A 12,875-nucleotide genomic window follows, 5' to 3' on the forward strand; every position below is an offset into this window, starting at 1 on the left:
CCCTCCTCTCCTGCAGTGTACTCAAACGCACGTTCGCACGCAACCGATGAGCGATCGCGCGTTCGGCCAGGTAGGCTCGCTGGAAGAGCCCGAGTGAGGTGGCGTGCGCTGTCCCTTCTGCGGCACCAACGAAGATCGCGTCGTCGAGACGCGGGTCGCTGACGACGGCGCGGCGATCCGGCGGCGACGCGAGTGCCTTGGTTGCGGTCGACGCTTCACGACATTTGAGCGCATCACCGAGGCGCGTGTCTTGGTTCGCAAGCGCTCGGGCCAGCTCGAGCCGTTCGACCGCGACAAGCTGCGGCGCGGGGTGCAGGCTGCGCTGAAGAATCGCCCCATCGGTGCCCTCGAGATCGAGCGCCTGTTGGCCGAGGTCGAGGAGGCGGTGCGGGCGGTCGACGAGGTGGAGTCGGCGGAGCTCGGTCTGCGGGTCCTCGAGGGCCTCCGTCAACTCGATCCGGTCGCCTACGTGCGCTTTGCGAGTGTGTACCAGAACTTCACCGATGCCGACGACTTTCGGCGCGTGCTCGCCGACCTCGGTCCGAAGCGCATCGCGAAGGTTCGCCCCGAGGGCCAGGCGCGATGACGTTGATCCTGACGAGGAGGTAGTGATCATGGCGGGACGTATCGTCACGGCGGAGCTGACCATCGCAGCCCCTGCCGACACGATCTTCGACGTGCTAGCGCGCCCTGCGCTCCATCCGGTGCTCGACGGCTCGGGCACCGTGCGCGGTGTGCTCACCGGCCCTGAGCGCCTCTCGCTGGGCGCCCGCTTCGGCATGCGGATGCGCCTCGTCGTCCCGTACGTGATGTGGAATCGCGTCGTCGCGTTCGACGAGGGCCGCGAGATCGCATGGGCGCACCTGGGTCGCCACATCTGGCGCTACCGTCTGACGCCGGAGGGTGAGCAGCTCACGCGAGTGGTCGAGTCGTTCGAGTGGGACGATGCACCCCTGCGCCTCGTGTACGAGATGACCGGCGTCCCGGAGCGGAACGCGCTGGCGATGCGCCTCTCTCTGGCGCGTCTCGAGGCGCTCGTCACGGGAGAGAGGCGGGCGGAGGGCGGCCAGAGCGCCTGAGTCGCCCTGATGCCGCTCCTAGCGGACTGGGGGGAGACGGAGGCCGACCGCTCTGACCGGCTCGTCCGCACCGAGGAAGAGCTCTTCGACGTCGGGGCCGCACTCGCCCGACTCGAAGCGGCACGACTCGCGGCCTCGACTCCACTCGGCGACCATGAGGAGGCGAAGCGCACCGCGCGCGAGCGCACCCGGGCGCCCTACCGAGGCATGCTGGAGCGGCTGCTCGAACGGGTCCTCGGCGAGCGGGTGGAGGTCGCGCTCGACGAGGAACTCGACGTTCTGGGGATCCGACGCCCAGGCCGCGGCCAAGGGCTCCTCCCCTGAGCCAGCTGTGGGCCGGCACCGGGGAGCGGTCCGTGCTCTGCGTGCGTGGTCGCGACCCGCCTGAGCAGGGGGCGTCGGTTCTCCTCGACGGCGTGCTTACCCTCTCGGACGCCCAGCAGGGCCGCCGGTTCGTCGCCGAGCTCGAGGCCTCGCCGAGGACGGCCAAGGAATCGTCTTCACGGCGTACCCCGATCGCTACCCGGCATGGGCCCGCAGGGTCGGACCGCCGCCCCCGTCAACCACGCCACCACCGCACGGTCGGGGCGCCTGTCCCGCTCTGAGCTCGTCGAGGCGATCTGGCTCGAGCTCGGCGTCGCGGGCCGGCTGCTGCCCCAGCTGCGGGAGGAGAGCTTCGTGGCCCAGGAGGGGGCCGGCGCGGCCTGCGCTAGCGGTCAACAGGGGAATGTTCACTACACTAAGTCGAGGACGTGGCGGGGAATGGCTCGACGTTGCGGCAACGCGAGCTTTCCGTGCCACAGTGCGCTCGGGGAAGCCGAACGGGCCCGTCTTGGGTGCGGGGAGGAGTGCCGCCATGGCCGAGAGTCGCTCGTTCCGACGGTCCTTCGGACGGTCGCTGGGGTGGTGGCTCGGGTTCGCTGCGGCCGTCGTGGGCGCAGGTGCGGGGGGCTACGCGCTCGGGGCGACGTCGCAACCAATGCGTAGAGGGGCGCCCAGTACCTCGCGCGCGCACCCTCGTACTACGACGACGCCCCCTCCTGCGCAGTCGGGGTCCTCGGTGCCGAAGGGCGTCTCGGGTGGCTCGCAGGTGCCTGGCGCGACGGGGCTCTACGTGGACGGCGGTGCTGGTACCCCCCACTATGTCCTCGCTTGGCACCTCGGTCCCGACGGCGCGATCAGTGGCGCCGTCGACTACGTGTACCAGGATGGGCAGACCTCGGTTGTCTTCACCTTCACGGGCCAGCTCGATGGCTCCGACACCGTCGCGACGCTGACGCCCCACACGATCCCCCAGGGGACCGGCTCGGCCTCCCAGCCGCCCGGGACGGTACCGGCCGCGATCTCGGCGACCCTGTCGACGTCCTCGATCCAGCTCGGGGAGTGCACCACCTACCTGCATTTCGCGCCGAACGAGGCTGCGTGCACATTCCTCGCATCCTCTAGCCTGCAGTGACCGGCAGGCCGTCCGGGTTCCCTCCCTGGAGGCGGCCTCGGCCAGGAGCTCGATGCCCCCCCGTCCCTGAGTGCGGACCCCCTCAAGGTCACCGAGCCGCTCGAGGCCACGCACCTGCTGGGGCCAGGCGGGGTTGCAACTGTTGAGACGTAACTGTGTTCTCACAAGGGATCCGAATGTGTGCAGGTTCAATTCGACCGGTGGTGAGGTGCCCCAGATTTCGTAGACACCCAGGTTACTTCACGCGAGCCTCCTCCGCGACGAGGTGCTCGAAGACGACTGGGGCAAGGTAGCCGATCTTCGAGCAGCTGCGCTGGTGGTTGTAGAACTGGATGTAGCTCTGTATGCCGCGGCGCAGCTCGGCGAGGTCGCCAAAGGCGTGGCGGTAGAAGAACTCGTGTTTGAAGATCGACCAGAAGGACTCCGCGCTCGCGTGGTCGTAGCAGGTGCCGGTTCGCCCCATGGAGCGCGTGATCCCGTGTCGGGCACAGAAGGCCACAACTCGATGGTCGCTGAACTGACTCCCTCGGTCGGTGTGCCAGATGACCCCCTGCGCGTGGGACCCACGCACCGCGACGGCCTGGCCGAGGGCCTCGAGCACGAGCGTGGTCTCCATGCGCTCCGCGACGCTCCATCCGAGCACCCGCCGCGAGTGCTCGTCGCGCACCACACACAGGTATGCCATCGCGCCGGCGAGAGCGAGGTAGGTGATGTCCGAGGTCCAGAGGGCGTGCAGGCGCCCCGGGTCGAACTTCCTGGCAACGAGGTCTGGTGGGTAGATCGCCTTCGGATCGGCGTGGGTGGTCGCTGGGCGGAACCTCCTGGGGCTGATACCGGCGATGCCGCGCCTGGCCATCGCTGCTGCCACCGTGTTGTGGCTCGTCACCACGCCAGCGGCGAGGAGTGCCGCCGTGATCCGTCGTGCGCCGTAGGTGCCAGAGGATGCCTGGTGGACCGCGACCACTCGGTTCTCGAGGTCGCGTCTTGCACATGCCCGACGCGACGGTGCTACCTGGGTGCGTCGCCATCGGTAGTAGCCAGCCCGGGAGACCTCGAGTAAGCGTGCCATCCGTTTGATCTCGAAGCGAGCGTACTCCGCCTCCATCAGCGCGAATCTCTCTTGCTTGGTGGCTTCGCGGCGAAGTACGCGGCTGCTTTTCCCAGGAACTCGTTGTCCTTGCGCAGCTCCTCGAGCTCCCTGCGCAGCCTGATGAGCTCGGTGCGCTCCTGCGCCGTGAGGGGCGGGCTGCCAGTGGCGTTTGCTGCTTCGATCCGCCTGCGCTCCTCCCGCACCCATCGATAGAGGTTGTGCTCCCCGATCGCGAGCTCACGGGCCACCTCTGGGACGCTCCGGCCGCTGTCGATGACCCGGTGGGCCGCCTCGGTCCGGTACTCCAGGGTGAACTTCCTTCTCGACGTCCCCATCGACCTCCCCTTCCCTCTGCCATGGTACGTGTGACTTACGACGTGTCAACGGAATCTGGGGCGGCTCATGGCGAGGCCTACTAAGCGAGTCGCAGATCCCCGTTACTCCCTAGGGGATCGATGTGTGGGAAGCGGCTTGCGTAGGGTGACCGCCCCCCAAATCGAGTCCACTCTCAATGTGAGACCCCATATCTTCAGGCTGCCGCTCGCTCGTCCTCTCGGGCGCCGATCATCTCGAGCGCGTAGAACTTCCGGCTCCTCGCCGAGGCCGCGAGGATCCGCGGCTCCGGTGGCGACGTCGAGCTCGATTGAGCTTCCCCCCATTTGCTTGACAGTCTGAATTTAGGCCACGGCCGCCTCCGCACGGGCCCAGGAGAGCTCGTACTCGACGGGCGGTAGGTACCCGAGGCTCGAGTGCAGCCACAGGGACAACAGGTGTTGCGACGATCGATTGCAATCACCCACCACAGCCATCGATGCCACTCCGCAAGCGGAACGGCCTAGGGACGGCGTCGACGGGCCGCGAGCCGCAACTTGATCCGATGTCCGGAAGCGGATCCTCGGCTGCGGCTGCCGACTCAGGTGGCCACGACCTCAACCGATGGTGCACCGCGGAGTCGGCGGTCGGTCGTCACCAGCGGTACGCCGCGGGAGACGGCCAGTTCGATATAGATCGCGTCGACCAGCCGAAGCTCTTGGCGACGGGCCCAGGTCCCGAGGAGGAGATCGTGGACGGGATGCCGCTCGATCGGTGCTGCGGCCAGCTCGCGAAGCTTGACCTCGACGGTGCCTGCATCGAGGCTGTCTGCTCGATGCAGGCGTCCCAGGGCCGACAAGACTTCTGCGTCGACGTGCGCCGGTGCGTGCAAGGCGTGACCAGCGATGCGACGCCGCACCGCACGACCGAGCTCATTGTCCAGCAGAAGATCGACCAGAGCGGATGCGTCGACGACGGCCTCAGCCATGCCGCGTCGGTGCTTCGTCCCTCGCGGCGTCGAGCGCTGCAAGCGCGCGCTCATGTGACACTCGCGCAATCGGGCTCGCCAGCGTTGCAAGCCAGGCATCTGTCGAGCGCGACGCCAGGCTTCGCCGGACCGCCTCCTGGGTCACCGCAGACAAATTCAAGCCGGCCTTCCTCGCTTGTGCCGCAAGATCGTCCGGCAGGTACACGTTCACTCGAGCCACACCACACAATATACACACTTGCGCTACGGTGCGCTCCGCAAGCCGATCGGTCACCGACCCGACTACCCGCGACGCTTCGCCTGCTACGACGACGCACGAGCCTGGTGCGAGCGCTTCCTTCGCTGGTACCACCACGAGCACCGGTCACGTGCGGGATCGGACTCCACGCCGTGGCCGACGCGCACCACGGGCGTGCCGTGGAGCTCCGAGCACACCGGGCAGCGGTGCCGTTGACCGCCTCCCAGATGGCTCGGAGCTCGCTGACGAGCACCAGGTGCTCTGGGTCCTCGCTTCGGTCTTTGCGGTGTCGCCAGGGGTCGTACGCCTGGCGAGAGACTCGATGACTCGTGCTAGCGCTGCTATCGAGAAGCCATTGGCCTCCTGGCGGGCAATCGGAGTGGTAGCGGCTCACTGCCCCCCCTCCCTCACCGAGTGGGCGATCCCTCGCTCCGCCAGCTCGAGTTCCATGATGAGCTGTGTGACCTGACGGCGCAGCCGGGTCAGCTCTTCGCGCTCGGCGCCTGTGAGACCTTCGAGCTCACCTCGGTCGATCCGCTCCTGACGCACCCAGTTGCCAAGGGTCTGCTCATTCACGCCGAGTTCGCGGGCAACGTCAGCGATGGTTCGGTGCTGGTCGAGCACCAACGCTGCGGCATCCTTGCGGAACTGGCTCGGGTAACGGCCTCGTCGTCGACGAACGGGGGCCTCGCGCGGTGGTGGATTCGGTGTCTGGCTCATCCCTTCCTCCTAGAGCAGGTGTCGCTTTGGAGGGGGAGGCCACACCGTCCTGCCGCACTCGACGCTTGAGTACCTACCGCCGTTCGAGTACGAGCTCACCTGGGCCCGCGAGGAGGTGGCCGAGGCCTCAACCCAGACTGTCAAGCAAATGGGCGAAACCCAGAGGGCCGTCGAGGGGGCCCTGGACGGGCGCGCGGCGTAGCCTGGCACCTGTGTCCATCGACCTGCGCTCCGATACGGTGACCCAGCCCACAGACGCTATGCGTCGTGCCATGGCCTCTGCTCGTTGTGGGGACGACGGCTACGGCGAGGACCCGACGGTCCGCGAACTGGAGGAGCGTGCGGCGGGGCTCCTCGGGATGGAGGCGGCGCTCTTCGTGGCTTCCGGCACGATGGCCAATCAAGTGGCGCTGCGAACCCTCACGACGCCAGGTTCGGTGGTCGTGGTCGGGGCCCGGGCCCACCTGTGCCAGTTCGAGCGTGGCGCGAGCGCTCGTAATGCGCTCGTGCAGCTCCACACCCTGGCCGACGACGACGGAGCGCCGACGGCCGATGCGGTGGCCGATGCGGTGGCGACCTATCGTGCGATTGGGGTTCAGCCAGCCCTCATCGCGATCGAGAACACGCACATGCCCTCAGGCGGAACCCCTCTCGATCCGGTGCGCACCGGCGCTCTTGCCGATGCGGCGACGGCGACGCCGCTCTACATCGACGGCGCACGACTCTGGAATGCTTCGGTGGCGCTCGGGGTCGAGCCGAGTGTGCTCACCGAGCGCGCCACCGCGGTGTCGACGTGCTTCTCGAAGGGTCTGGGGGCGCCGATGGGTTCGGTCGTGGCCGGATCGGCTGACCTCGTCGAGCGTGCGCGGTGGGAGCGCCAGGCGCTCGGCGGTCGCCTGCGCCAAGCTGGGATCATCGCCGCCGCAGCCCTCGTCGCCCTCGACGAGTGGCGAAGCGTCCTTGCCCGAGACCATGAGCGAGCGGCCGTGCTGCGCGACCGTGTGGCGGCAGAGCTCGGTGATGCCCGCGTGCGCTGGGGCGGGACGAACATGGTGCTCGTCGATGCCGATCGCCCGGTCGAGATGCTCGCCCGCCTTCGTGAAGCGGGCGTCTTGGCCAACGCCATCGGACCTCGGACGCTGCGCTTCGTCGTCCATCGGGATCTCAGCGATGCCGAGGTGACCGTCGCCGGTACCACGATCGCCCAGGTCGTGTCGTGATGGAGCCTCAGCGACCATGACGGTAGAGATCTACGAGCCGGCGGCGAGCGTCGCCCTCGCCTGCTTTGCCCACCCGGACGACGCCGAGGTGCTCTGCGGGGGGACGCTCGCGCGACTCGCGGCCCAGGGAGCACGGGTCGTGCTGGTCGTGGCGACCCGCGGCGACAAGGGGCTCGCGCGGGTGGACGACGCCGAGGAGCGCCGCACCGGTGAACTGCTCGAAGCGGCCGCCATCCTTGCCATCGCCGACGTCGTCCAGCTGCGCTATGGTGACGGCGATCTCTCCAACGACCTCGAGCTGCGTCGGCGGCTCGTGACCGTGCTCCGGTCCTTCGCTCCGCAGCTCGTCCTCGGTCCCGACCCCACGACGGTCTTCTACGGCGGACGGCTCTACAACCATCGTGACCACCGCGAGCTCGGCTGGGCACTCCTCGACGCCGCCTTGCCGGCCGCGAGTCAGCCGGGTTACTTCCCCGAAGCGGGCGAGCCGATCGGACCGCTCGAGGTCCTCCTTGCCGGTTCGGAGGAGCCCAACAGCGCGGTCGACGTCTCGGCGTACCTCGAACGCAAGGTGGAGGCGGTACGTCAATACCGGAGTCGCCTCGGCGCCGCCGACGGCGTCCTCGCCGATGCGGTGGTCGGCCGTGCCGTGGACGCGGCGCGCAGCGTCGGCATTCCGGGCGCGGCGGAACTGTTTCGCAGGGTCGAGGGCGCAGGTTGAGGGGAGGGGCGATGGTCGAGATCGAGGTTCGAGGCCCGGGTCACCACGAGCGCAGCACACTGGCGGCTCGAGCGGTCGCGGTGCTCGCGGGCGCGGGGCTCGACGTGGGTGTGGTCGTCGACGTTCGTCCGCGGCTCGCCGCGGACATCGAGGCCCAGCTCGAGGCAGGTGCGGCACGCGTCGTGCTCACTGGCCCCGGCTTCTCGGCGGTGGCACGTACCGGTCGTGAGGGCGTGGAGGAGGCACTCTCCGAAGGCGACGTGCTGATCCGACTGCGTGCCACCGCCGACGAACTCGGGGTCTACGGGGTCGACGATGCGCTCGGGCAGGAATGGGTCCGTCGCCTCCGCGATGCGGGTGTGCCCTGTATGGGGCCTGAGATCGGGGTCTGAGCGTCCCGGAATCGGCGGTGGAACGGGAGCGTTGGGGTTTTCGACGACGAGCCGAGGCACTAGAATCATGACAGATCAAGCCTCGGTTTGGTCTGTCGGCGTCGAGGAGGACGGATGGCGCTGAACGAAGAGGAGCAACGGATTCTTCAGGAAATCGAGCGCTCCTTCTACGAGAGTGACCCCGCCTTCGCCGATCGCGTCCGCTCGGAGACCGTGTACCGGCATGCTGGACGCAACCTCAAGTGGGCGATCGCGGCGTTCGTCGTGGGACTCGCCTTCACCATCCTCACCTTCACAACGTCGGTGATCCTCGGCGCAGTCGGCTTCTTGGTCATGCTGGGAGCCGCGTACGCCTTCGAGCGCAACGTCCGTCGTATCGGTCGGGCGTCCCTGAGCGACATGGCGCGCTCTGGTCGCGGCCCGTTCGGGTCCATCGGTCGGCGTTTCAACCGCCCGGACGACTCGCAATGAGCGCTGCTCGCGCTGCGGACGGGGTCGTTCGAGGCCTCCGTGTGTCCGTGGCGCGAGAGGCACTCCGACAGGTCTGGGCGCTGACCTTCGGCTCTCGTGGGAACCCGTGGCGCCCGGGAGCCGTTCGCACGTACCTCGGCATGCGGCACGAGGCCTTTGGGGCGCGACCGTCGTTGCGCCAGATCGTGCGCTATCTCGCGTGGGCCGCGGAGGAGCGTCGCGCCTGGAGGATGCGGTGAGCGCGCGTGTCCATCTGAGAGCGGCCAGAGGCTGAGGCTCGCATGACTGCCGGGGTCCTCGTGCTCAACGCCTCGTATGAGGCCCTCGGTGTCGTCAGTGTCGAGCGTGCGGTCGGGATGGTGGTCGACGGGGACGTCGACGTCGTGGACGTCACCGACCTCGTGCTCCACTCGCCGTCGACGGCGATTCGTGTTCCTTCGATCCTGCGTCTCCAGCGCTACGTGCGGATACCGGCGACGCGTCGGATCGCACCAACGCGGCGCGCCATCTTCGCACGCGATGGTTATCGCTGTCAGTACTGCGGGGGGCCTGCCGAGAACGTCGACCACGTCATCCCGCGCAGCCGTGGCGGCCGACACGTCTGGGAGAACGTGGTCGCCGCGTGCCGTGCCTGCAACGCTGCCAAGAGCGATCGGCTGCCGGCCGAGGCGGGGATGCACCCTCGACGCGAGCCTCGTGCGCCGGCCGCGCGTACTGGTTGGTTGCTCACCGTTGGGGTGCGTCGGCCCGAGTGGGAGCCGTACCTTCGAGCGGCCTGGGGAGACTCAGCTCGGGATCTCTTGCTTGGCGGCGGCGACGATGGCCGTGAGCTTGCTCGCCGGGAAGAGCGGACTCACGCTCACTCGCGCGCTGCCCGGTAGGGCGTTTGCGATGGTCACGACACCTCGAGCGGTGTCGTAGGCGCGCGGGACATCAGTGCCGACCACGAGGAAGGCCGCCCGGGCACGTGGGCCGAGCCGCAGTGAGGTCGATGCGAGGAGGATCTGATGGTTCGAGGTCCCGACCCGCACGATCTCGTTGGGCAGCGGCGCTCCGACCGGCAGGTAGAAGCCCCCGACCGAGCAGCTCGTCGCGCTCGTGTTCTCAACCGAGACGACGGCGAGGTCGTCACCTGTGCGGGTGCGCGAGAGCTCGATCACGCTTCCGTGGAGGACCGATGCAGGGCAGGTCGCGTCGTAGGCCTGGCGGTGGGCTCGCTGGCCGAGGACGACGCCGAGCACCGGCCCGCCGATGAGCGCGATCGCTGCGAGCGCAATGGGCACGCGGAGCGCACGAACGGGCGCGCGCACGCCTTGTGCCATGGGTCCCTCCCTGTGTGTAAGCCCCGACGAGCGCTCGTGCGCGACCCGCATGTCGCTCGCCATGGTCGATAGGCTAGGCCCGTGGAGCGAGTACCGCCTCCTGTCGTCCTCCCCATCGGCGTCGCGGTCGCCTCTGGGCTCGCGCGCGTCGATCGGCTGCCCTCCCGTCTGCGGCGATCGATCGGCGGCGCCTTGCTCGTGGCTGGGGCCGGTCTGGCTGGTTGGGCGGCGTTGACCATGGAGGCGAGCGGAACGTCCCCGGATCCTCGCAAGCCCCCGGAGGCACTGGTCAGTTCTGGGCCGTATCGGTTTACGAGGAACCCGATCTATCTCGGCATGCTGAGTGCGCAGGCCGGCGCGGCGTTCATCACCGCTCGCCCATCGCTGGTGTTCGGGGCCCTCGTCGCGGGCGTGTTCCTCGACCAGTTCGTCATTGCACGCGAGGAACGTGAACTCGCCGAGCGCTTCGGCGATGCCTACGCCGAGGTCGTCGCTCGGACGCCTCGGTGGCTCGTGCGCCGGTGATCTGCCACCACGAATGGCAGTGTCAAGATCGAGAACAACAACAGTGCGACCGGGACGGCGCTCACGATGTACCAGGGCCAGGGGCCGAGCAGCGACAGCATGGTGTGCTCGGCGGGTGGTCGACGCAGGAACATATAGTCCGCGCCGGTTGCCCAGTCGATGAGGCCGTCGAAGGCCGTGTAGGCGATCGAGATGGCAAGGACACGCCAGGGAGCGCTCGGTCGAGGATGGATGCCACGACCGATCGTCAGGTAGAAGGCCGCCACGACGACACCGACATGGCCGACGAGGTACTCGAAGAACACGAGGTGGGGGAAGCGAACCGCAAGGTCTGGGGTGATGATCGCCTGCAGCGTGCCGGCGATGCCCCAGAGCCAGACCACTTCGACGAGCCAGCGTCGGGGTACGACGCACGCGATCGCAGCGATGAACGCAGCCGCGTCACACAGCGAGAGCGGCAGATTCGCTGCCAGGGAGGCGTGCGGTGCGAGGGCGACGGCGACCGCGTCGCTCGCGGCGTCCGCTGCGATGGCGATGGCGATGATCCATCCCACCCAGTGGGCGGCGCGTGGTGATCGACGCGAGGCCGCGATGCCGATGGCGCCGGCGACGCCAAGCACGCCAACCGTGGCGAGATACGGACCTGTGGTAGGTGCGATCGGCGTGCTCATCGTGGTGCTCGTGCCATTCTCGTCACCTTCGATGCTACTCATCGTGGCCCTTGGTGTCGGAGAGGCTCGTTCGCTTCGCCGCGCTCGCTTTCAGGCTTGCCGATCATGCTCATGGGCCTTCAGTAGGCGTCGCTGGTGGGATGCCGAGGGATCCTCCAATGGCTGTGGTGACGCCATCGCCACGGTTAGCCCAGCGACGGGAGCCTGTGCGTCGGTTGATCGCGCATACAGATGCAGGTGCCGCTGGCGCACAACGCCGGGAGTCAGTCGTTGCCCCTCGATGCTGGTGGCCACCTGGGCTTCCCCCCATTTGCTTGACAGTCTGAATTTAGGCCACGGCCACCTCCCGGCAGGCCCAGGAGAGCTCGTACTCGACGGGCGGTAGGTACCCGAGGCTCGAGTGCAGGCGGACGGTGTTGTAGCGCTGAATCCAGGTAGCGATGGCAGAGCGAGCCTCGGCGAGGTTCGCGAAGCGGTAGCGACCCACCAGCTCGCGCTTCAGGCTCCCGAAGAAAGCTTCGGCGACGGCGTTGTCGTAGCAGGTCGCGACCCTGCCCACCGACTGGCGAAGCCCGAGCGTTGCGCACAGCTGGCGAACCTTCCGGGAGAGGTACTGACTGCCCCTGTCGCTGTGGAAGATCGCCCCAGCCAGGCTGCCCCGAGTCCCGAGTGCTCCGCAGATCGCCTCGACCACCAGGTCATCGGGCATGCGACGCCCAAGTGACCAGCCCACGATCCGCCTCGAGCCAAGGTCTGCCACCGTGGCGAGGTAGCAGAACCCCTCGTCGCTTCGGACGTCGGTGATGTCGCTCACATACCTGCGCTTCGGTTCACCAGGGGCGAAGTTCTGGCTCACGAGGTCCGGCAGTGGCGCTTCCTCTTCCCGCCTCGTGGTACGCACGAAGCGCCGGGGTGGGCACGCTGCCATCTCGAGCTCGCGCATCAGGCGTTCCACCCGCTTGTGGTTCACGCAGTAACCACTTCGTCGCAGCTCATGGGTCACCCTGGGGCTGCCATAGGTGCCGTCGCTCGCCTCCCAGATGGCGCGAAGCTCGCTCGCGAGCACCAGGTGCTCTTGGTCAGGGCCGCGCTCGCGCCAGCGTCGCCAGGCGTAGTACGCCTGGCGAGAGACCCTCGCTACTCGGCATGGCGCCGCTACTGGGACGCCCTCGGCCTCCTGGTGAGCGATCCAGCGGTAGCGGGTCACTGGTTGCCCTCGCAGGATCCGCAAAGGCCAGGCAACGTTTCGCCAGGTCTCGTTCCATGGTGAGCTGCTTGACCTGGCGGCGCAGCCGGGTCATCTCCTCGCGCTCGGCGCTCGTCAGGCCTTCTCGCTCACCGCGGTCGATGCGTTCCTGACGGACCCAGTTGCCGAGGGTCTGCTCGTTGATGCCGAGTTCGCGAGCGACCTCAGCGATGGTGCGGTGCTGGTCGAGCACCAACGCTGCGGCGTCCTTTGCGGAACTGGCTCGGGTAGCGGCCGCGTCGTCGTCGAGCGGGGCTATCGCCCGGGGGCGGGTTCGGTGTCTGGCTCGTCCCTTCCTCCTATAGCAGGTGTCAACCTGGAGGGGGGAAGGCCACAGAGCCGCTCACGCGACCGTTACTGCCCAGCCCTGACGCGACGCGGCGACCAGCGACGTGGCTAGCGTGCGGTGGTGCGCGACAGCGGC

Annotated in this window: 20 protein-coding genes; 11 read left to right on the top strand and 9 right to left on the bottom strand. The window is 68.3% G+C overall.

Features of this window, described 5'->3' with window-relative positions; all coding sequences use genetic code 11:
* The first annotated feature begins 103 nt into the window (after positions 1 to 103).
* The 4 genes from nrdR (at position 104) to AFER_RS03465 (ending at position 2,535) form a co-directional block, all read left to right on the top strand.
* A complete protein-coding gene (gene nrdR / locus AFER_RS03445) occupies positions 104 to 586 on the top strand; it encodes a transcriptional regulator NrdR (RefSeq protein WP_015798116.1) in 483 nt (160 codons plus the stop codon).
* Between the two features lie 28 nt (positions 587 to 614).
* Positions 615 to 1,079: an SRPBCC family protein gene (locus AFER_RS03450; protein WP_015798117.1), complete on the top strand. Its 465-nt coding sequence runs from the start codon at positions 615 to 617 to the stop codon at positions 1,077 to 1,079.
* Between the two features lie 9 nt (positions 1,080 to 1,088).
* Positions 1,089 to 1,403, top strand: a complete 315-nt coding sequence (locus AFER_RS03455; protein ID WP_015798118.1) for a hypothetical protein — start codon at positions 1,089 to 1,091, stop codon at positions 1,401 to 1,403.
* A gap of 532 nt (positions 1,404 to 1,935) precedes the next feature.
* Complete coding sequence (locus AFER_RS03465) at positions 1,936 to 2,535, top strand: hypothetical protein (protein WP_015798119.1); 600 nt, start codon at positions 1,936 to 1,938, stop codon at positions 2,533 to 2,535.
* Positions 2,536 to 2,770: 235 nt separating this feature from the next.
* Here the strand turns inward: AFER_RS03465 and AFER_RS03470 are convergent, their stop codons facing one another.
* The 5 genes from AFER_RS03470 to AFER_RS03490 form a co-directional block, all read right to left on the bottom strand.
* A complete protein-coding gene (locus tag AFER_RS03470; RefSeq protein WP_012784158.1) occupies positions 2,771 to 3,640 on the bottom strand; it encodes an IS3 family transposase in 870 nt (289 codons plus the stop codon).
* Positions 3,640 to 3,960, bottom strand: a complete 321-nt coding sequence (locus AFER_RS03475) for a transposase (protein ID WP_012784157.1) — start codon at positions 3,958 to 3,960, stop codon at positions 3,640 to 3,642. Before AFER_RS03475 ends, AFER_RS03470 begins: the two co-directional genes overlap by 1 nt.
* A gap of 578 nt (positions 3,961 to 4,538) precedes the next feature.
* Positions 4,539 to 4,925, bottom strand: a complete 387-nt coding sequence (locus AFER_RS03480) for a type II toxin-antitoxin system VapC family toxin (protein WP_041662441.1) — start codon at positions 4,923 to 4,925, stop codon at positions 4,539 to 4,541.
* Positions 4,918 to 5,286 carry a type II toxin-antitoxin system CcdA family antitoxin gene (locus AFER_RS12870; RefSeq protein ID WP_425358537.1) on the bottom strand — a complete coding sequence of 123 codons (369 nt, stop codon included), beginning with the start codon at positions 5,284 to 5,286 and terminating at the stop codon, positions 4,918 to 4,920. The genes AFER_RS03480 and AFER_RS12870 overlap by 8 nt, the downstream gene beginning before the upstream one ends.
* 267 nt (positions 5,287 to 5,553) lie before the next feature.
* Positions 5,554 to 5,883: a transposase gene (locus AFER_RS03490; RefSeq protein WP_015798121.1), complete on the bottom strand. Its 330-nt coding sequence runs from the start codon at positions 5,881 to 5,883 to the stop codon at positions 5,554 to 5,556.
* A 212-nt stretch (positions 5,884 to 6,095) separates the two neighbouring features.
* Between AFER_RS03490 and AFER_RS03495 the strand changes: the two genes are divergently transcribed.
* The 6 genes from AFER_RS03495 (at position 6,096) to AFER_RS11535 (ending at position 9,568) form a co-directional block, all read left to right on the top strand.
* Positions 6,096 to 7,103, top strand: coding sequence for a threonine aldolase family protein (locus AFER_RS03495; RefSeq protein WP_015798122.1), 1,008 nt, complete (start codon positions 6,096 to 6,098; stop codon positions 7,101 to 7,103).
* A gap of 16 nt (positions 7,104 to 7,119) precedes the next feature.
* Positions 7,120 to 7,824, top strand: coding sequence for a PIG-L deacetylase family protein (locus AFER_RS03500; protein ID WP_015798123.1), 705 nt, complete (start codon positions 7,120 to 7,122; stop codon positions 7,822 to 7,824).
* An 11-nt stretch (positions 7,825 to 7,835) separates the two neighbouring features.
* The gene (locus tag AFER_RS10840) at positions 7,836 to 8,216 is read left to right on the top strand and encodes a hypothetical protein (protein ID WP_015798124.1); all 381 of its coding nucleotides are present in this window, start codon (positions 7,836 to 7,838) and stop codon (positions 8,214 to 8,216) included.
* Between the two features lie 114 nt (positions 8,217 to 8,330).
* The gene (locus AFER_RS03510) at positions 8,331 to 8,687 is read left to right on the top strand and encodes a DUF3040 domain-containing protein (RefSeq protein WP_015798125.1); all 357 of its coding nucleotides are present in this window, start codon (positions 8,331 to 8,333) and stop codon (positions 8,685 to 8,687) included.
* Complete coding sequence (locus tag AFER_RS03515) at positions 8,684 to 8,926, top strand: hypothetical protein (RefSeq protein WP_015798126.1); 243 nt, start codon at positions 8,684 to 8,686, stop codon at positions 8,924 to 8,926. The genes AFER_RS03510 and AFER_RS03515 overlap by 4 nt, the downstream gene beginning before the upstream one ends.
* A 42-nt stretch (positions 8,927 to 8,968) precedes the next feature.
* Entirely contained in the window at positions 8,969 to 9,568 is a 600-nt protein-coding gene (locus tag AFER_RS11535; protein WP_015798127.1) for an HNH endonuclease, read from the top strand.
* Here AFER_RS11535 and AFER_RS03525 read toward each other — a convergent pair.
* Complete coding sequence (locus tag AFER_RS03525; RefSeq protein WP_041661666.1) at positions 9,473 to 10,009, bottom strand: hypothetical protein; 537 nt, start codon at positions 10,007 to 10,009, stop codon at positions 9,473 to 9,475. The genes AFER_RS11535 and AFER_RS03525 overlap by 96 nt on opposite strands.
* A gap of 81 nt (positions 10,010 to 10,090) precedes the next feature.
* On the opposite strand from AFER_RS03525, the gene AFER_RS03530 reads away from it, so the two are divergent.
* Positions 10,091 to 10,534, top strand: a complete 444-nt coding sequence (locus AFER_RS03530) for a methyltransferase family protein (protein WP_015798128.1) — start codon at positions 10,091 to 10,093, stop codon at positions 10,532 to 10,534.
* Here AFER_RS03530 and AFER_RS03535 read toward each other — a convergent pair.
* The 3 genes from AFER_RS03535 to AFER_RS12275 all read right to left on the bottom strand — a co-directional run bounded on the left by AFER_RS03535 (position 10,486) and on the right by AFER_RS12275 (position 12,647).
* Positions 10,486 to 11,247: a YwaF family protein gene (locus AFER_RS03535; protein ID WP_015798129.1), complete on the bottom strand. Its 762-nt coding sequence runs from the start codon at positions 11,245 to 11,247 to the stop codon at positions 10,486 to 10,488. The two genes, AFER_RS03530 and AFER_RS03535, sit on opposite strands and share 49 nt — an antisense overlap.
* A 286-nt stretch (positions 11,248 to 11,533) precedes the next feature.
* Positions 11,534 to 12,394: an IS3 family transposase gene (locus tag AFER_RS03540; protein ID WP_245526029.1), complete on the bottom strand. Its 861-nt coding sequence runs from the start codon at positions 12,392 to 12,394 to the stop codon at positions 11,534 to 11,536.
* Positions 12,285 to 12,647: a transposase gene (locus AFER_RS12275; protein ID WP_083769219.1), complete on the bottom strand. Its 363-nt coding sequence runs from the start codon at positions 12,645 to 12,647 to the stop codon at positions 12,285 to 12,287. The genes AFER_RS03540 and AFER_RS12275 overlap by 110 nt, the downstream gene beginning before the upstream one ends.
* Positions 12,648 to 12,875: the final 228 nt, after the last annotated feature.

This window comes from Acidimicrobium ferrooxidans DSM 10331, from assembly GCF_000023265.1.
GTDB lineage: Bacteria > Actinomycetota > Acidimicrobiia > Acidimicrobiales > Acidimicrobiaceae > Acidimicrobium > Acidimicrobium ferrooxidans.